Below are 18,615 nucleotides of genomic sequence, written 5' to 3'. Positions count from 1 at the left end.
TGACAAGGAATAAATAAAATGAATAAGTCTTTAATTTCAATTCTAATCACAGCAACATTAGGCTTGAGTCAAAGTTATGCGATGACCGCTTTAAATGATGAGGAGTTGTCAGAAGTTGAAGGTCAATCTTTGATGAATCTAGAGTTTCAGCAGGGGACGAATACAACCGATGCACAAGGGAAAACATATAATCAATCAAACATTGGTTTTTATAAGTTGGCCCTAAGTGCAGAATTGGAGCTGAATGCCAATATTAAGAAGCTTCAATTGGGATGTGGTGGCGACAATAATTCAATTCGAGCGAACAGTTGTGATATTGATATCGATCATATTGGTCTAAGTGGACTACCTGATGATCCAAACTACACTTCTGATCAACGTGCAGCAACTTCGGCATTAATCACAAATCCATTTATTCAGTTTGCGATTAAAAATCCGACTTCAGCTGCAACACGTGAGGTGTTAGGCTTTCGTGTGAGTGCTGAAAAGATTAAAGGTTTGATGACTTTGGGCACTAATAATGATGTTGATGCAAATAATAATGCGATACCCAATGGAATTAATACCTTTAGTGGTTATATGAAAACCAAGACGGCATCTGGCACAGCAGTAACAGCAGCTCGTAACATGACTTATGCGGATACAGGCTTAACTATTAATGGGGCAGTTTCAGGTCGTTTATTCGGAAGTAGTTCTGGTACAACTTGCGTAGGTGGTTTCTTAGACCCTTGTCACGATATTTCCTACTCATCTGATACTTATAATTTAAGTTTATCTTCTACTTCTGCTCCTTTTACGATTAATTCGACAGTTGTGTCGGGGACTCGAATGAAGGATGTAACTTTAAAAGGGACGGGTACTGTTGGGCAAATTGATTTTAGTGGACAATTAACAGCTAAAGTACTCGGTTTCTTAAACTTAGATAAACAAGTGTCCGGCAATATTACTGGGCTTAAAACAGATATTACAGTCAATCAAAGTTTAGGCTTAATTCATGCACTGTATTTAAACAACCCTGCATCATTATCCTTGCAGTCCCAAGATATTTTATGGACGGGTGCTGCGGTTGGTGCGAATAAAGGTTGGTGGCTGGCAATGGAAGATGAAGTCGAACTGGGTAGCTTAAGCCCAACGACCAAAGTGGCAATTACCAATGAAGTATTAAAACAAACCATTGCGGGTATTAATAAAGATCTAACGGACAATCCTCGAAATTGCGGTAATCTTTTAACAGGATGTGTCGGTGGTTCTGCCTTAGTTGTTGGGAATGTTCCAATGAATACGACGACTTTGGATTTTCCACTGACCAATTTAAGCTTACAAGGGCAAAACTTTAGATCAAACTGCTACGGTGGTTTAAAGTTCTGTTAGATATATGATCTAATAAAAAATCCCGCGATATACACGGGATTTTTCATTCTAAAATGAATTATTTTGCAATTTTCGCCAACAACTCGTCTTTAGAAATATTTACAGATTCAGCATCACGACGGCCTTTATATTCAAAAGTACCAGCATCTAAGCCTTTCTCACCAATCACAATACGGTGAGGAATCCCTGTAAGCTCAAGGTCTGAGAATTTCACGCCTGGACGTTCGTTACGATCATCCAGTAATACATCATAACCTGCTTCCGTGAGTTCAGCGTACAGTGCTTCAGCTGCTTCCAAAGTAAGTGGAGACTTATGTGCATTCATCGGCACAATGGCAACTTCAAACGGTGCAATTGCCATAGGCCAAATAATCCCTTTTTCGTCAAAGTTTTGCTCAATTGCAGAGGCAACTACACGTGTTACACCAATACCGTAACAACCCATGGTTACCGTAAATGGTTTGCCATCTTCACCAAGTACTTTACAACCCAAAGCTTCTGAGTACTTTTGACCGAGTTGGAAAATATGCCCCACTTCGATACCACGTTTAATTTGCAGCGTACCTTTACCGTCTGGAGACGGATCACCCTCAACCACATTACGTAAGTCATAAACTTCGGTGAACTGTGCATCACGTTCCCAGTTGAGACCAGTCACGTGTTTATCAACCTCATTTGCACCCGCAACAAAGTCAGATAGGATAGAGGCTGAACGGTCAACAATGACTGTTAAGCCTTTTTCAACTAAGCCTTGTGGTCCGCAGAAACCAGCGGTTAAACCAAGTGCAGCAAGTTGTTCTTCTGTTGCGAAAGTCAATGGTGATGCAATGTGTGGATGCTTCTCCGCTTTAATTTCATTCAGCTCATGATCGCCACGTAAGAACAATGCCACTACTGGTGTTGCTTGGCCTTCTTCGGCTGCAATACCTTGTACTAACAAGGCTTTGACAGAGTGTGCAGGATCAGATTTTAAGAAGTTAGAGACGTCTGCAATGGTTTTTTGATTTGGTGTATCGACAACTTCTAAAGCTTTGGTTGGAGCCGCACGTTCACCGACTAAAACGGCTTCAGCCATTTCAACGTTTGCCGCATAGTCAGATTCAGTCGAGAAGGCGATATCATCTTCACCACTTGATGCTAACACGTGGAATTCATGTGAGCCTGAACCACCAATTGAACCTGTATCGGCTTGTACTGGACGGAAATCTAAACCTAAACGGGTAAAGATTTTGCAGTACGCGTCGTACATGATGTCATAGGTTTCTTGCAGTGATTCTTGGTTTGCGTGGAAAGAATAAGCATCTTTCATGATAAATTCACGTGAACGCATTACACCAAAACGTGGACGAATTTCGTCACGGAATTTGGTTTGTACTTGATAGAAGTTTGCAGGCAATTGTTTATAGCTTTTGAGTTCATTGCGCGCAAGATCGGTAATGACTTCTTCGTGGGTAGGACCAAGCACGAAAGGGTTGCCATGGCGGTCTTTAAAACGAAGCAATTCAGGGCCGTATTGGACATATCGACCAGATTCTTCCCATAAAGACGCTGGCTGAGTTACGGGCATCAGGACTTCTAGTGAACCCGCATTGTTCATTTCCTCATGAACGATCGCTGCAACTTTATTTAATACGCGAACGCCCATCGGCAGCCAAGTATATAAACCTGAAGCCAATTTACGAATCATCCCAGCACGTAGCATTAGTTGATGTGAAATCACTTCTGCGTCATTTGGGGTTTCTCTTAACGTTGCAAATAAAAAGCGACTCGCGCGCATGGAAACTGTCCTAAAATTTTAAACTTTGAAAGTCAAAGATTATACGATAAAAAATGAGGAGGCATGTCGACACCACCTCAGAAAAATGTTGATTATTATGACATGATTTTACGTACTTGACGCAGCATAAAGTTCTTAAAGTCATCTAAATAGGTGAAGATCACAGGAACCACTACCAAGGTTAGTAGTGTCGATGTAATGACACCGCCGATCACTGCATATGCCATCGGTGCGCTTTGTTCTCCCCCTTCACCTAGTCCTAAAGCCAGAGGCACCATGCCCATCACCATAGCACTAGTAGTCATCAAAATAGGGCGTAGACGTGTTTTACCTGCATCAATAATCGCTTGATAACGATCAACGCCGTGATCCATGGCTTTTTTAATGAAATCGATCAATAGAATTGCATTCTTGGTCACCAGCCCCATCAACATGATAATACCGATAATAGAAAACAAGTTCATAGTGGAGTTAAATAAGAAGAGCGCTAAAAATACCCCTATCAGCGATAACGGAAGGGAAACCATAATCGCCGCAGGGTGAATAAAACTATTAAACTGAGAACCTAGCACAATATAAATAAACACAATCGATAAGGTGATAGCGGTCATGGCATAGCCTGCGGATTCAGCCATGTCTTTGTTTGAACCTTGTGTGTCAAAGCTATAACCTACAGGAAGGTCAAAGTTGTCTTCAATTTTTTTAATATCTGCACCAATATCACCTGCAGGACGACCTGCGGTGTTGGCCTCGACTAAGACCTCCCGTGCTAGATCGCGACGATTAATCTGTGATGCCCCCAGACTTTGCTCTAAATGCGCAACGCTAGAAAGGGGAATCAATAAAGCTTGACCATTGGCATCCGTTTTTTGCGATGTGAGGTAAAGGTTTTGTACATCACTAGGTAAGCTACGCGCATTTTCAGTTAAGCGCAGGTTAACGTCATAGGTTTCGCCTTTGTCATCTTGCCATGTGGTGACATCATCCCCTGCAATCAGTGGGCGAATGACATTGGCAATTTGGTTGACCGATAGGCCCAAATCGCTGGCTAAGACCCGATTAATATGCACGCCTAAAGTCGGTTTAGGGGCTTTAAGTGAGGTTTCTAAGTCGACAATGCCTTTGACTTGCGCAATTTCTGCCATAAAGCGGTCTGAAATTTTTTGCAATTCGGCTAAGTCTGGACCTTTGATGGAAATCATCACTGGCTTTTGTCCGCCCGATACCGTTTCATCTGCGGAGGCAATTGAGGTCACGGTAATGCCACCCACTTGTTGTAGGCGTTGACGGAACTCATTGTTTAAGTCGGTTAAGCTTTTCTTGCGTTCTGTGCGTGGTGTAACGGTTACGCGAATACTGACATGGTTTTTACCACGATCCGTAACACCATTAATCACGGCATAGGTTGCTCGAACGTCAGGGTGCTGCTGAATAATTTTATCGACTTGCAGCAGTTTGGCTTGTGAATATTCCAAAGATGCATCGACAGGTGTTTCAAACTTAATCCGGATCTCACCTTTATCTGGAACAGGGACAAACTCTGTTCCAATCATTTTAGATAAGCCTAATGCACCGAATAGCGAAGCCACAGCAACCATGAGGGTGATGAGTCGGAAGCGTAGAGCAAGCTTGAGTAATTTCTCATAGCCATGGCTGAGATTATCTAGTTTGCCAGAAATCCAATTAAAGAAACGTTTGACTCGATTGGGTGGCTTATGTGGATTTTGCTGTTCAGCCCAATGTGCAGATAGCATTGGATCTAAAGTAAAGCTGACAAACATGGAGATCAGCACAGCAGTACTGACGGTTACGCCAAACTGATAGAAAAAGCGACCGATAATACCGCCCATAAATGCCACAGGTAAGAACACCGCAACAATGGTTAAGGTGGTGGCTAAAACAGCGAGTCCAATTTCTTTAGTCCCATCAAGGGCTGCTGTGACAGGGTCTTTGCCCATGTCTGCATGTCGCACAATATTTTCACGTACCACAATCGCATCATCAATCAGTAGACCAATACTGAGTGATAGTGCCAGTAAGGTCATCATATTGATGCTAAAGCCAAAGATCCAAATAAACGTCAGAGTGCCAAGGAGGGCAATCGGCAGGGTCATGCCTGTAATGGCGGTGGAACGGAATGAACCTAAAAACAGCAGGACAATCAAAACGGCAAGAGCTGCACCTTCAATAATCGTACGTGCAACATCGGTGATGCTGTTACGAATGCCTTTGGATGAATCTACCACGACTTTTGCTGTGGTGCCTTCAGGTAACTGTTTTTGAATATCTGCTAAGGTCTCATAAGCACCATCGACCACGTCAATCACATTTGAATCGGAACTGCGTAAAATATCAATCGCAACTGCGGTTTTACCGTCTAAATAAGCACTTGACTCAAGTTCGGCTTGACTGTCTGAAATGCTTGCAACTTGGCGCAAATAAATCGGTACACCATTTTTATTGGCAATCACCAAATCGCCGAAGGCTAAAGGATGAATCACTTTAGACTTTATCTCGACCACGAGTTCACTGTTACCATGTTTCAACGTTCCACCCGGAACCTCGACATTTTCAGCTTTTAGCGTGTTGATGATCTGATCAATACCAATCCCAAAACTTTGTAGTTTGTGGGGTTCAATCTGTATGCGAATTTGTCGCTTGGCATCACCCAATAAGTTGACGGTCCCAACACCAGAAACGGTTCTAAACTGCGGAACGATGAGCTGATCCAAATAAGAACTGAGCTCTTTCAGAGACATGTTTTGTGATTCAAATACAATTGACATCACGGCATTGGCAGAAGGGTCGTAACGTTCAACAATCGGGTCTTGAATTTCGTCTCGAAACTCAGCGGTGACTGGTGCAATTTTATCGCGGACATCTTGCGCGGCTATAGCAGAAGAAACATCGAGATCAAACTCAGCAATAATGGTCGATAAGCCTTCGCTAGACTGAGAAATGACCTGTTTTAAACCTGATATGGTATTGATTTGGTCTTCCATTTTCTTGCTAATTTCAGATTCAACTGTTTCAGGGGATGCTCCTGGATAGGTGGTATAAACCACGACGAAGGGGAAATCGACATCAGGAAACTCCTCAACTCCCATTCTTTGCCAAGAGGCTAAGCCTAAAACCATCAGACAAAACATCATCATGATGGTAAAAACAGGATATTTCACACTAATACGGGTTAACCACATAGCAACAACCTTTTCTTATTTTATGGATTGATTGTCACCATTTGATGCAAATCTTTTTCATTAAACTTTATACGACTGATGCGGTCGCCAGTTTGTAGTCCCTGAACCACAGCACTGTTGTTGCTATAGCGTTGTTCCAATACTTTTATGTGAATACGTTCAATTTTATTGTGGCGAATCACCCAAACATAAGGCGAATTTTGTATATTTTGAATGGTATCCAGTGGGATAATTTGCCCTGAGATGGACTGTGAACCAAGTATATCTCCCTCTACAAAGGTCCCAATACTCAATGAATTAATACTTTCAATTGGCTGAGCAAAGAACTCAATTTGACGGCTTAAGGGGTCTGCAATCGGGGAAATACGAGTAAGCTTGGCTGTCAGTTTTTGGGGATTGCCTTGCAGCCGATATTCAATTTTTTCTCCCAAACTTAAAGCGGCTTGTAGATCACTTGGAATTTTGGCCTGTATTTCTAAATGACTCGGGTCAATGATTTCAAATAGGGTTTGTCCTGCGGATACTGTTTGTCCAGGTTCCACCTGACGTCGAGTAATAAACCCTGAAATCGGGCTTAAAATAGTGCCATCGCGATCCGCCTTTTTGGCTATATCGACATTGGCTTGTTGCGCATGAACATTTTCTAATTGAGCTTGATAGTCTACAAGGCTTTGTTCATATTCCACTTTAGAAATAAAGCCCTGGTCGAGTAAACGCTTTTTTCTTTGAACCATGCTTTTTGCAAGATTGGCTTGGGCTTGGGTTGATGCAAGATTGGCTTGAGCTTGGGCAAGGCGCGCAGCATTATCTTGATTGTTCAATCGAACCAGCACTTGCCCTTTCTGAACGGCTTGTCCAACTTGAACGGAGACAGCGGTGGCTGTCGCTGTCACTTGAGCCTGAATGGAACTTTGATTGACGGCTCGAATGGTACCAGTAAAGGCGGTACGTTGGATAGAAGGCCCTTCTTGAAACTGAACCAAGTCTTCTGCGATCAGCTCGATTTTAGCTGTAGATGAAGTCGGAGATGTGGCCTCGTCTTGTTTTTGGCAGGCAGAGAGGAGTAAGCACAAACACAGCGGACTGAGTTTAAAAATAGGGAGCACTTGGCGGCTTAATTTAGTTTTTATACATGGTGCAGCCTGCATTGAGTCAAATCCTTTGGTCTAGCGGCGAAAGTCAGCACACTGTAAATAAGACGCAGATTATTCAAGTGTTTTTAAACGAGCAATAATTCTGTCGTATTCAGCCTTGGTATTACGATAGTGACTTTGTAACGATTGTATTTGCTCTTTTTTCATCACAATATTTTTGGAATTATAATCAATCATATCTTGGAGCGGTTTCGGATTGCTTTTGCCTTTACGCATGTTCTCTTTTTCTTGGCGTAAGAATCCAATACGGTCATTCTGTAATTGTTTTAATTCATCTTGCTGAAACTTAATCTGTTTTAAGATATAAGATAGGGCAGTATTGCGTTTTTGAGTAGCGACTTGGCTGTTGGTATAAGCGCGTTTTAATTTAAGATCTGACTCGCGTTGCTTGGCTGCTGCTGCCCGTTGTGGCGCATATTGCGCATCTTTTTCTGCGTTGTATGGACGTGCTCGTTGAATCACTTGCATGTTGCTATCGAGTGCTTCATAACCATAACGAATATGGTTGGGGGTGACACTGCTACTGACGTTTGCGATGCCTTTACTGTCGTAATATCGATACCAGACCGCTTTAGGTGGATCGGCCATAATTGAGATGGTCTGCAAACTTAGCAAAGCCAGCAAAATGACTTTCGCAGTCATCCTTTTTTTCACGATCAAAGCAAGTTTGTGATTAAACTCCCTAAGCATCGATACCCCCAGTTTAAAGTTGACTAAATTACTTATTTACAAGCAATAAATAGTGCTATATTAGTCCTAAATTTAGGAATAAAAAATATAATCAGTCAAAAAAAAATCGACGGGTATAGGAAAGTGTGAAGCCGTTCTTAAAAAGAAGATGAAGTGTGGTTTTATGCGGAAACTGTTCGTTGAAAATATAAGTAAATATATGTTAAAAGTGTACGTAACTTGTAAAGCGTCTACGAATCTGTTTCTACAAACATTCTAAAAATGGGAAGGGTCATATTAAATGGACGATAAATTCCAGAATCTAAAAGTAATGGTCATTGATGATTCAAAAACCATTCGTCGCACAGCTGAAACATTATTGCAACGCGAAGGTTGTGAAGTGGTGACTGCAGTCGATGGTTTTGACGCATTGTCAAAAATTGCTCAAGCCAATCCTGATATCGTATTTGTCGACATTATGATGCCACGACTAGATGGCTATCAAACGTGTGCATTAATCAAAAATTCACAAAATTATCAAAATATTCCTGTCGTGATGCTCTCTAGCAAAGATGGTCTATTTGACCAAGCCAAAGGGCGTGTTGTTGGTTCAGATGAATATTTAACAAAGCCGTTTAGTAAAGATGAATTATTAAATGCGATTCGTAATCACGTTTCAGCATAAATAATATAAGTGTAATTGGGGAAAATTATGGCGCGTATTTTAATTGTGGATGACTCACCTACAGAGACATTCCGCTTTAAAGAAATTTTGGGGAAACACGGTTTTGAAGTGATTGAAGCGTCGAATGGTGCCGATGGTGTAACCATGGCTCAAGCTGAACTTCCTGATCTTGTGTTGATGGATGTGGTGATGCCAGGCGTTAATGGCTTCCAAGCAACTCGTCAAATTGCGCGTGGCGCAACAACAAAACACATTCCCGTAGTGATCGTCAGTACTAAAGATCAGGCTACAGACCGGGTATGGGGTAAGCGTCAAGGTGCGTGTGATTATTTAACCAAGCCTGTTGATGAAAACCAACTGATTGATGTGATTAAGCAACACCTGAACGCAGGATAAGCTCTATGGCAGCAAATGGATTTATCGAATTACTTCGACTTGCTAAACGTGGTAATAAAAACTACGTTTCAAACGAAAATGAGGTAAACCGCTGGTCGGGCATTGCTTTTGAGATGATGGGGCAATATTTCGTTGCGCCATTAGGTGAAGTTGCAGAGGTGATTTATCCTCCGAAATATACCTTAGTGCCAAATACTCAACCTTGGGTTGTGGGTTTGGCCAATATTCGAGGACGTTTACTTTCTGTTGCTGATTTAGCGCACTATGTATCAGGGCATCGCAGTGCGTATTCACCAACTCAAAAAGTACTCTGTATTAGTCATAATGACCACTATGTCGGTTTAGTTGTAGATCAGGTTCTGGGGATTCAGCACTTTAATAAGAAAAGTTTCTTTTCTAAACATGAAGATTTAGATCGGAATTTAAAAGAATATTGCCAAGGGTATTTTCACCAACATAACCAACAATGGCATGTTTTCTTATTCAGTCGCTTATTAGACAATCCAAAGTATATGAACGCATCTATAAAATTTATAAATTAATATCATTGTCGCGCGCGAAATTATAAGGGCGTAAATCGGGGAGAAGCTGCATGGGCTTTAAACTTAAAAAGAAAAATACGGATGGAAGCAGTAACCGCTCAGGTGGAAATGCTTTAGTAGCAAAACTTCAATCACAGACGGAACAGTTTTCACGTGTATTTGGTGATAGTGAAAAGTCCAAGCCATTAATTTTGGGTGCGGCATTTTGTATCGTACTGGCTATTTTCTTACTGTTGTACCTATTCTATAGCGTACCTCGAAATAACGAATTCACCCGTAGCTTGGGTGATTTACGTCTTTTATCACAAACGATTTCGCGTCAGGCAACTGAAGCAACAGCATCAGGTACCCCTGAAGCCATTAAAAAACTGACAGAATCACAAAAGTCTTTTGCTGAAAACTTAGAAACAGTAAAAGATATTCATGCAAGTACAGATGCACTGAGTGAAGTAGATGCGCAGTGGAAAAAAGTTTCTGAAAATATTGATTTAATTGCATCGCAACAAAAAATCATTAACCAACTCTACGATACCAACATTGCGATTAGTGAAAGTATTCCGGGGATTCAGGCCGAATACAACTTAATGGTTGACCAAATGGCACGTCAAAATGTGCCAGCCAACCAAGTCGTAATTGCAAAAAACCAAGTATTCATCGCAGAACGTATTTTACGTTCAATTGGTTCGGTATTAACCGGTTCAGACAACTCGCGTGAATCTGCGGATGACTTTAGCTCAGATACAGAAACCTTCGCGTCATACCTAAACGCACAGTTAAATGGTAGTGCGGACTTAGGTGTAGAGCGTATTAATGACCCTGAAATGCGTGACTCTTTGACCAGTATTCAATCAGAATATGATGATGTACTGAAGTCAGCAGCAGCAACAGTCTTAAAGAACTCATCACAAATTGTTAAAGTACGCCAAGCGTCATCATCGATTTTTGAACAGTCGGATGCTTTGTTAAGTAATTTGAACAAATTGTCAGGTGGTACAGGTTTAGCGATTGCAATTCCTGCCTTAGGTCTAATTCTAGCCCTGATTGCCTTCTTATTCTGTGTATTTAAATTACTCGTACTTCGTGGTGAATCAGATAAAAAACGTGTATCTCGTCTACAAGATGAATATGACCGTAACCAAAACGCGATTTTACGTTTACTGGATGAGATTGCCGATCTTGCAGATGGTGATTTACGTTCATATGCAACGGTATCTGAAGACTTCACGGGTGCAATTGCCGACTCGATTAACTTCGCAATTGACCAATTACGAGACCTTGTTTCGCGTATTACCGAAACTTCTCAAGAGGTTGCACAATATACGGCAAGTACGCAGGGGATCACCAACCAGTTAGCCGAAGCATCTGAACATCAGGCGCAAGAAATTGCGGGTGCATCTGCCGCGATTAACGAAATGGCAATGTCAATTGACCAAGTATCTTCAAACGCTGAAGAATCAGCGGTAGTAGCAGAACGTTCAGTAAAAATTGCTGCAAATGGCGCGAACGTTGTAAACCGTTCAATTGAAGGTATGGATATCATTCGTGAGCAGATTCAAGAAACCTCTAAACGTATTAAACGTTTGGGTGAATCTTCGCAAGAGATTGGTAACATCGTTGCCTTGATTAACGATATTGCCGACCAAACGAACATCTTGGCTTTAAACGCAGCGATCCAAGCATCGATGGCAGGTGAAGCAGGTCGTGGTTTCGCCGTGGTCGCGGATGAGGTACAGCGCCTTGCAGAGCGTTCAGCTTCAGCAACCAAGCAGATTGAAACACTGGTAAAAACCATTCAGACCGACACCAACGAAGCTGTAATTTCGATGGAACAAACCACGTCTGAGGTTGTACGTGGTGCGAACTTATCTAAGGATGCGGGTGTTGCACTGGATGAGATTCAAAACGTATCGGGTAATTTGGCGAAATTGATTGCAAACATTTCGGATGCAGCAAAGCTACAATCCGCATCTGCAGGTCATATTGCAACTACGATGAATGTCGTACAAGAAATTACCTCACAAACCACCACTGCGACTTTCGATACAGCCCGTTCAGTCTCTGAACTTGCGAACATGGCGGAAGCGTTACGTGAGTCTGTAACAGACTTTAAACTGCCTGATTAAGCACTTGCTTTGGGGAGGGTATGCTGCTCATCGCTTGAGTGGCATACCAGAATCAGGATACACATCAACCCAATTAGCTTGAGCAAAAAGACTGGTTTGGGATGATGGTTATAATGAAGTTTATGCACCTTTTTGGGTAGCTGACAACGCAAGAAGCCTTAGCTATGAAAGAAATATTAAAACATTTAGTTGAAACGACAACGCTTCCGGAAGATAGTTATCTAGATCAAGATGCAGAAATTCTTGAAATTTTTGTTGAAGAAATTGAAGAAATCTTCGTTGAGTTAGATCCATTATTTGAAAAGTGGTACGCTGAACCGACACATCAAGAAACCTTGTTGAGCATACGTCGTCACTTCCATACCTTAAAAGGTTCTGGTCGTATGGTGGGGGCAAAGTCAGCAGGTGAAACGGCGTGGGCAGTTGAAGACACCTTAAACCGTGTGATTTCAGGGGCTGTACCGCTTACAGCAACGGTTCAAAAATTTGCTAAAACAGTATTCAAACTGTTTCAATTTAAACTGTATCCTATATTCAAAGCGGTACAGGAAATTGATCTTGATCTTCGTCCATTGGTTTTAATTGGACAACAATTACAACAAAATCAAAGTTTAGAACCTGCTCTAGAAGAGTTGCTACAACTGTCTAATCATCTAAATAGTAATGATGTCGTGACGGGATTAGAGCTGAGCGATATTGAAGTGGTTGACTCTGAGCCACAAGTTGCAGACGTTTCTGAGCAGGATGATCAAGTGCATGATGTCCTTGAAGAAACTTTAGCGATTTTCATTGAAGAAGCGGAAGACCATTTAGCGACTATCGATCAGTTCTTAAATGCAGATGAAACCAAAGTACAAGATTACAATGGTTTAATCCGTGCTTTACATACATTGCGCGGTAGTTCGTCTATGGCGCAAATTGAGCATGTCTTTAATGCCAGCTCAAAAGTTGAAAATTTATTTAAAACCTTGGTTCAAGAAGAGATCGTTTCTACCTCGAAGGAAATCTCTTTACTCACCCAATATGCTGAATTTGTACGTGACTATTTACATGTGCTTGGGCGTGGTACGAACGAACAGCTTGATATAATTTATGCCACGTTTACTACAGCTTGGGATAACTATGGTTTCAGTATAGAAGACGTAGACGATGAACTGAACCCACAAGGTATGGTCTCGAAGCTGATCGAGTTAAACATTGATCTGCTGCTTGATGCTGAGTTTGAGTTTGATCAGCGGGCTAAAGTTGAATATCCAGACTATATTCAGCACTTAGGTGAACAAGCAAAACAATTGCTAGAATTCACCAATAACCGTGCTGCTCAAGGAATTCATGACTTTACTTCTGAGCTATATGCGGGTTATCAAGCCTTACTGGAAAAGCCAGAATTACTCAATGTAGACTATGCATATGAGTTATTTGGTCAGGCACATCAAGAATTTATCCATTTATTTGACACTTTAGCTGCGGGTCAGCGTGTCATTCTGACTGAAGAAGTGCATAAAGTTCTGAATGAATTAATGGCCTTCGTACAGCAAGATGTTGAATCGACTTCGACGACGGTAATTGAACCTGTTGCTGAGGCTATTGTTTCTGGAAATACTTTACAACCAAGCCTTGATCTTGCGCAGATTTCGCAGCAAATTGCATCGGATCATCAGTACAAGCAATCGAATACGGCCAATACCGATTTTGATGATGATTTGCTCGATATCTTCTTGGAAGAAGCCGAAGAATTATTGATGGGGATGGATCAGGATCTTAATACTTGGTCTAAAAATGGCAATGATACCGCGGCACTCAATAATTTAATGCGTTATTTGCACACCTTAAAAGGTGGTGCCAATATGATTTCTGCACCTTTTATTGGTTCGATTGCACACGAATTAGAGTCTATTTATGAGCGTGTGATTCGTCAGCAAATAGCCACAACGCCACAGTTGATCAGCATCATTCGCTTAGTACAGGATGACGTCGCAGACCGAATTCAGGTCATTCGTACCGATAAGGTTGATTATCCAGCAACAGCGACGATCAATGTACTGCATAACATTCAGAGCTTAGTTGAGGGTACGACTGTTACAACTACAGTATCCGAGCCTTTAGTTGAAGCGTTTGTTGCGGCAGTTGAAGAACCTTTATCTAATGTAGATAGAACGATTGAAGCTGAGGCAGCTGCGGTTGAGTCAGCAACTGCGATTGAAGAGCCGAGTATAGTTGAAAACACGGACGTTACTGTCGTTGAACAGCTGGATACTCCGTCACTTGTCCAAGAAGAAGCAGTCAGCGCTGTTGAAGAAGCAGCTAGTCTTTTATCAATTGTTGAAGAAACCTTCTTGGAAGAAGCTGAAGAAATTTTAGCGACTACGGATGGCTTACTGAAACAGTGGACTGAACAACGTAGTGACCGTAGTGTGTTACTGCAATTGCAACGTGCCGCGCACAGTTTAAAAGGCGGCGCACGTATGGCGGAGAATGAACCCGTTGGTGCGATTGCTTATGAATTAGAAACCACATTTGAGCAATTTGCTGTACATAATTTCAGTTCAAACGTGTATGACCCATTATTGCAAACCGCATTTGAATGGTTAAAACAAGCCATCTTCAAACGTGATTTTAGTAATTATGATGGTCTGAAAAATAGCTTAGCATCTATTGATTATGTGGATGTGATTGCGCAATTACCTACGCGTGTAACTCAAATTGATTTACTCAATGCTGTACCAAGTTTTGAGTTTGTGCAGGGTGATGGTACTGAGCCACCAGCAATGCTGGGTGAGTGGAAAGAAACGACTCACTTGGATGGTGGTAATGAGATGATCCGTATCTCAGCTGATTTGGTTGAAAAAATGATCGACCTATCAGGTGAAAATGCAATTAACCGTTCACGTATTGAGATGGATTTAGGTCAACTCGGCAATACTTTGAACGAGATGGAGCTTGCAATTAAGCGTTTGGCGGATCAGTTGCGTCGAATGGAAGGCGAGCTTGAGAGTCAAATTATTGCGAAGCACGGTTCTGAAAACTCGCGCTACGCAGACTTTGATCCCTTGGAAATGGACCAATATTCATCGCTCAACCAATTGTCTAAATCCTTAGCAGAATCGGCTTCGGATTTGGTCGACTTCAAGAGCACTTTGGCTGAGAAAATTCGTGATGCGGAAGGCTTGTTATTACAACAATCCCGTATTCAAGCGGAAATTCAAGAAAGCTTAATGCGGACACGTTTAGTGCCGTTCTCACGTATGTTGCCGCGTTTGCAGCGTATTGTGCGTCAGACTGCATCAACCTTGAACCGTCCAACGGAATTGGTCGTCCATAACACCGAAGGTGAATTAGACCGTACAATTCTTGAACGGTTGGTTACACCGTTTGAGCATATGCTACGTAACGCAATCGACCACGGTATTGAAGATACGGAACAACGTCGTGCTGCGAAAAAATCAGCGACAGGCCAAATTGAACTGAACATTAGTCGTCAAGGTACAGATGTTATCGTCAGCTTTAAAGATGATGGTAAGGGTATTGATGAAAGCACGATTAAAGCGAAAGCGCTAAACTTAGGTTTAATTAAAGCCGATCAAGTGCCAGACAAACAAGAAATCTTACAGTTTATTTTCCATCCGGGTTTTAGTACGGCCAAAGAAGTGACGCAAATTTCTGGACGTGGTGTTGGTCTTGATGTGGTACAAAGTGAAATTAAAGCACTGGGTGGACATGTCACGGTTGAATCGGAAATTGGATTCGGTACGACCTTCATTATTCGCGTACCGACTACGGTAGCGGTGAGTGATGCCTTGATGGTGAAAGCAGGCGATCAACAATATGCGATTCCATTGGCGCAGATTGATCGTATTGTGCGTATTGCTCCAACAGCACTGGATCACTATTTCCACAGCAAAGATGACCAATTCAAAATTGATGGTGTGAGTTATAAACTGCGCTATTTATCTGAGTTTTTATCCAATCAGCCGATTCCACGTTTGAGTAATATTGGACATTCATTGCCAGTGTTGTTAATTAAAGGCAACAGTGGACAAACCATTGCATTATTGGTCGATCAGCTGATTGGTTCACGTGCGCAAATTGTAGTGAAGCCAGTTGGACAACAGTTCGCCAGCATTGGTGCAATTGCGGGCGCAACGATTTTGGGTGATGGCCATGTGTGCTTGATTTTAGATGGTCAGAACATTGCACGTCAGATTTTAAGTACCAAGCGTGTAACGCATGCAGCTGATCATCGTGACTTTGGTCGTCATCAGGATACGCGTCGTTTAGTGATGATTGTGGATGATTCGGTCACGGTTCGTAAGGTCACATCGCGCTTATTAGAGCGTCAAGGTTTTGATATTGTGACTGCAAAAGACGGTGTTGATGCGATGGAGCAGCTTGAGAGTGTTAAACCGGACTTGATGTTGCTGGATATTGAAATGCCACGTATGGATGGTTTCGAAGTAACGAACTTGGTTCGTCACCACGAAATTCACCAGAATTTGCCGATTATTATGATTACATCGCGTACGGGTGAAAAACACCGTGAACGTGCTTTCAGCTTGGGCGTGACCCACTACATGGGCAAACCATTCCAAGAGGCAGAATTACTTGTCAATATTCAGCAGTTATTGGCTGAAAAGCAGGGGTAAATAAATGAATGCAAATGTTTCAAAGAACATGAGTGAGCAAATCAGTCAGCAAGAATTGCAATACCTAATTACGGTATCAACAGGTTTTATTGATGCTTACATCATTCAATGTCATGGTAAAAAACCCATGCTCTTGCCGCAAAATATTGTACTTTCAGCGCTCGATAGTGATACGCAAGTGAAAACGGTGGAATGGCATGATCTTCATCTGCCTGTTTATCCCATCAACCGTCCTGACCAAATGGAAGGGGTGGCTCTGGTGATTGAAGGGGATGATGCTTCTCAGCGCTTTGCTTTGATGTGTAATGAAATGCCGAAGTCAATTCGTTTGCGTATTTCTGAAATTGTTGATGATGAAAGCCCTGTGAATGATCCCACCATTTTCCAGCTGGTGCGTATGGGCGATGAGACTTACCACGTACCGAATTTAAATAAAATTCAGGCGAGTTTAGGTCTTTCTACTTAAGTTTGAATGCAATAAAAAAGGAACTCAACTGAGTTCCTTTTTTATATGGGTTTGCATGCTTATGCCAAAAGGCCTTCTAAAATTTGTTCGTAAATTTCAGCAAGTGGTTCAAGATCAGCAACATTCACATGCTCATCAATTTGATGGATGCTGGCATTGAGAACACCAAGTTCAAGTACTTGAGCACCTGTAGGAGCAATAAAGCGACCATCAGATGTTCCGCCTGAGGTTGAAAGCTCAGTTTCTACACCAGTCACATTACGAATAGCATTTTTAGCCGCATTCACCAACTCACCCACTGGCGTCAGGAATGGTAAGCCTGAATGTGTCCATTTAATATCGTAGACTAAACCATGACGATCCAAAATTTCTAAAACACGTGCTTTTAATTCTTCAGCGGTCAATTCAGTAGAATAACGGAAATTGAAAGTCACGTTCATGGTACCTGGAACGACATTGGTTGCCCCTGTACCAGCTTGAATATTGGACACTTGGAACGAGGTTGCAGGGAAGTATTCGTTGCCCTGATCCCAAACCGTATCACAAAGTTCAGCAACAGCTTTAGAGGCCATGTGAATTGGGTTAATGGCCAAATGTGGATAAGCCACGTGACCTTGTTTTCCTTTGACAGTCAGTACTGCATTGAGTGAACCACGACGACCATTTTTAACAATATCACCCAATTGATGGGTACTTGAAGGTTCACCCACCAAACACCACTTCATTTTTTCATTACGGGCTTCGAGTGTTTCGATCACTTTGACCGTGCCATTAATCGATGGGCCTTCTTCATCTGATGTGATGAGGAACGCGATTGAGCCTTTATGATTTGGGTGTTTTGCAACAAAGCGCTCAGAAGCAACCACCATTGCAGCCAAGGCAGTTTTCATGTCTGCACTGCCACGACCATAAAGCTTGCCATCACGAATTTCAGGGGCAAATGGGTCTGAGTTCCAAGCATCTAAATTACCTGTAGGAACGACATCGGTGTGACCCGCAAAGCAGAATACAGGTGCTTCAGTGCCTTTTCGTGCCCATAGGTTATCAACATCATCAAAGCGCATAGACTCAATGTTGAAACCAATTTTTTTTAAGCGTTCAGCCATAATATTTTGACAGTTGTGGTCCACAGGTGTAACCGATGGCTGACGTAAAAGTTGGAGGCTTAAATCGAGAGTAGCAGAAGAGGTCATGCGCATTTCAAAGTCAATAAAACAGTCGGCACTATAATAGGCGATTAATCTCTGGAATGCGAAACTTAGCAATAAAAAAACCTTATCAATTGATAAGGTTTTGAAGTGCAGATATTAATTACTTGCGGATTTCATCTTGGGTTTTTTCAGCGGTATTTGATACAGCATTACCTGCTGAAGAGACATCTTTACCCATACCTTTGACGGTATTACAGCCTGTTAAAACAAAAAGCATCACTAGTGAACTTAAAACAATTTTTTTCATCTCTATCTCCAAAATTTTTAGTGTATTCATCAAATGATTTTGTTCTGATGTTGTTTAAGATTAAAAAATAAACACTATAAAAAATAGCATGGTTTTACAGGAGATAAGTAAGCGTATGTTGTATTATGTAT

Annotated in this window: 13 protein-coding genes; 7 read left to right on the top strand and 6 right to left on the bottom strand. The window is 41.8% G+C overall.

Going from position 1 to position 18,615, the window contains the following annotated elements; all coding sequences use genetic code 11:
- The first annotated feature begins 18 nt into the window (after positions 1 to 18).
- Complete coding sequence (locus HYI04_RS09005; RefSeq protein WP_078425394.1) at positions 19 to 1,371, top strand: hypothetical protein; 1,353 nt, start codon at positions 19 to 21, stop codon at positions 1,369 to 1,371.
- Positions 1,372 to 1,429: 58 nt separating this feature from the next.
- On the opposite strand, the gene HYI04_RS09000 is transcribed toward HYI04_RS09005, so the two are convergent.
- The 4 genes from HYI04_RS09000 to HYI04_RS08985 form a co-directional block, all read right to left on the bottom strand.
- Positions 1,430 to 3,148 carry a proline--tRNA ligase gene (locus HYI04_RS09000; RefSeq protein ID WP_178896084.1) on the bottom strand — a complete coding sequence of 573 codons (1,719 nt, stop codon included), beginning with the start codon at positions 3,146 to 3,148 and terminating at the stop codon, positions 1,430 to 1,432.
- 95 nt (positions 3,149 to 3,243) lie between these two features.
- On the bottom strand, positions 3,244 to 6,348 hold the full coding sequence (locus tag HYI04_RS08995; RefSeq protein WP_178896083.1) for an efflux RND transporter permease subunit: 3,105 nt from the start codon (positions 6,346 to 6,348) through the stop codon (positions 3,244 to 3,246).
- A 20-nt stretch (positions 6,349 to 6,368) separates the two neighbouring features.
- Positions 6,369 to 7,496 carry an efflux RND transporter periplasmic adaptor subunit gene (locus tag HYI04_RS08990; protein ID WP_178896082.1) on the bottom strand — a complete coding sequence of 376 codons (1,128 nt, stop codon included), beginning with the start codon at positions 7,494 to 7,496 and terminating at the stop codon, positions 6,369 to 6,371.
- A gap of 57 nt (positions 7,497 to 7,553) precedes the next feature.
- Positions 7,554 to 8,192 (bottom strand): hypothetical protein, encoded by a 639-nt coding sequence (locus tag HYI04_RS08985; protein WP_087010454.1) that lies wholly within the window; start codon positions 8,190 to 8,192, stop codon positions 7,554 to 7,556.
- Between the two features lie 280 nt (positions 8,193 to 8,472).
- Here HYI04_RS08985 and pilG point away from each other — a divergent pair, with 280 nt between their 5' ends.
- The 6 genes from pilG to HYI04_RS08955 all read left to right on the top strand — a co-directional run bounded on the left by pilG (position 8,473) and on the right by HYI04_RS08955 (position 17,026).
- Positions 8,473 to 8,856: a twitching motility response regulator PilG gene (gene pilG / locus HYI04_RS08980; protein WP_004694493.1), complete on the top strand. Its 384-nt coding sequence runs from the start codon at positions 8,473 to 8,475 to the stop codon at positions 8,854 to 8,856.
- Between the two features lie 27 nt (positions 8,857 to 8,883).
- Positions 8,884 to 9,252: a response regulator gene (locus tag HYI04_RS08975; protein WP_004694491.1), complete on the top strand. Its 369-nt coding sequence runs from the start codon at positions 8,884 to 8,886 to the stop codon at positions 9,250 to 9,252.
- A gap of 5 nt (positions 9,253 to 9,257) precedes the next feature.
- Complete coding sequence (locus HYI04_RS08970; protein ID WP_004694490.1) at positions 9,258 to 9,794, top strand: chemotaxis protein CheW; 537 nt, start codon at positions 9,258 to 9,260, stop codon at positions 9,792 to 9,794.
- A 50-nt stretch (positions 9,795 to 9,844) separates the two neighbouring features.
- Positions 9,845 to 11,917 carry a methyl-accepting chemotaxis protein gene (locus tag HYI04_RS08965; protein WP_178896081.1) on the top strand — a complete coding sequence of 691 codons (2,073 nt, stop codon included), beginning with the start codon at positions 9,845 to 9,847 and terminating at the stop codon, positions 11,915 to 11,917.
- Between the two features lie 164 nt (positions 11,918 to 12,081).
- Entirely contained in the window at positions 12,082 to 16,560 is a 4,479-nt protein-coding gene (locus HYI04_RS08960; protein ID WP_178896080.1) for an Hpt domain-containing protein, read from the top strand.
- 4 nt (positions 16,561 to 16,564) lie between these two features.
- On the top strand, positions 16,565 to 17,026 hold the full coding sequence (locus tag HYI04_RS08955; RefSeq protein ID WP_178896079.1) for a hypothetical protein: 462 nt from the start codon (positions 16,565 to 16,567) through the stop codon (positions 17,024 to 17,026).
- Positions 17,027 to 17,085: 59 nt separating this feature from the next.
- Here HYI04_RS08955 and dapE read toward each other — a convergent pair whose 3' ends face one another.
- Both dapE and HYI04_RS08945 read right to left on the bottom strand, forming a co-directional pair.
- On the bottom strand, positions 17,086 to 18,219 hold the full coding sequence (gene dapE, locus HYI04_RS08950; protein ID WP_178896078.1) for a succinyl-diaminopimelate desuccinylase: 1,134 nt from the start codon (positions 18,217 to 18,219) through the stop codon (positions 17,086 to 17,088).
- 118 nt (positions 18,220 to 18,337) lie between these two features.
- Positions 18,338 to 18,484: an entericidin A/B family lipoprotein gene (locus HYI04_RS08945; protein WP_058952131.1), complete on the bottom strand. Its 147-nt coding sequence runs from the start codon at positions 18,482 to 18,484 to the stop codon at positions 18,338 to 18,340.
- Between the last annotated feature and the right edge of the window lie 131 nt (positions 18,485 to 18,615).

The sequence above is a fragment of the Acinetobacter sp. SwsAc2 genome (assembly GCF_013391465.1).
GTDB classification, from domain to species: domain Bacteria; phylum Pseudomonadota; class Gammaproteobacteria; order Pseudomonadales; family Moraxellaceae; genus Acinetobacter; species Acinetobacter johnsonii.
This window is presented reverse-complemented; position numbering and strand designations above follow the sequence as displayed.

Coding starts and splice junctions, on each gene's coding strand:
- HYI04_RS08975 (WP_004694491.1), top strand. CDS start 8,884: ATGGCGCGTATTTTAATTGTGGATGACTCACCTACAGAGACATTCCGC.
- HYI04_RS08955 (WP_178896079.1), top strand. CDS start 16,565: ATGAATGCAAATGTTTCAAAGAACATGAGTGAGCAAATCAGTCAGCAA.
- pilG (WP_004694493.1), top strand. CDS start 8,473: ATGGACGATAAATTCCAGAATCTAAAAGTAATGGTCATTGATGATTCA.
- HYI04_RS08960 (WP_178896080.1), top strand. CDS start 12,082: ATGAAAGAAATATTAAAACATTTAGTTGAAACGACAACGCTTCCGGAA.
- HYI04_RS08985 (WP_087010454.1), bottom strand. CDS start 8,192: ATGCTTAGGGAGTTTAATCACAAACTTGCTTTGATCGTGAAAAAAAGG.
- dapE (WP_178896078.1), bottom strand. CDS start 18,219: ATGACCTCTTCTGCTACTCTCGATTTAAGCCTCCAACTTTTACGTCAG.
- HYI04_RS08995 (WP_178896083.1), bottom strand. CDS start 6,348: ATGTGGTTAACCCGTATTAGTGTGAAATATCCTGTTTTTACCATCATG.
- HYI04_RS09000 (WP_178896084.1), bottom strand. CDS start 3,148: ATGCGCGCGAGTCGCTTTTTATTTGCAACGTTAAGAGAAACCCCAAAT.
- HYI04_RS09005 (WP_078425394.1), top strand. CDS start 19: ATGAATAAGTCTTTAATTTCAATTCTAATCACAGCAACATTAGGCTTG.
- HYI04_RS08970 (WP_004694490.1), top strand. CDS start 9,258: ATGGCAGCAAATGGATTTATCGAATTACTTCGACTTGCTAAACGTGGT.
- HYI04_RS08990 (WP_178896082.1), bottom strand. CDS start 7,496: ATGCAGGCTGCACCATGTATAAAAACTAAATTAAGCCGCCAAGTGCTC.
- HYI04_RS08945 (WP_058952131.1), bottom strand. CDS start 18,484: ATGAAAAAAATTGTTTTAAGTTCACTAGTGATGCTTTTTGTTTTAACA.
- HYI04_RS08965 (WP_178896081.1), top strand. CDS start 9,845: ATGGGCTTTAAACTTAAAAAGAAAAATACGGATGGAAGCAGTAACCGC.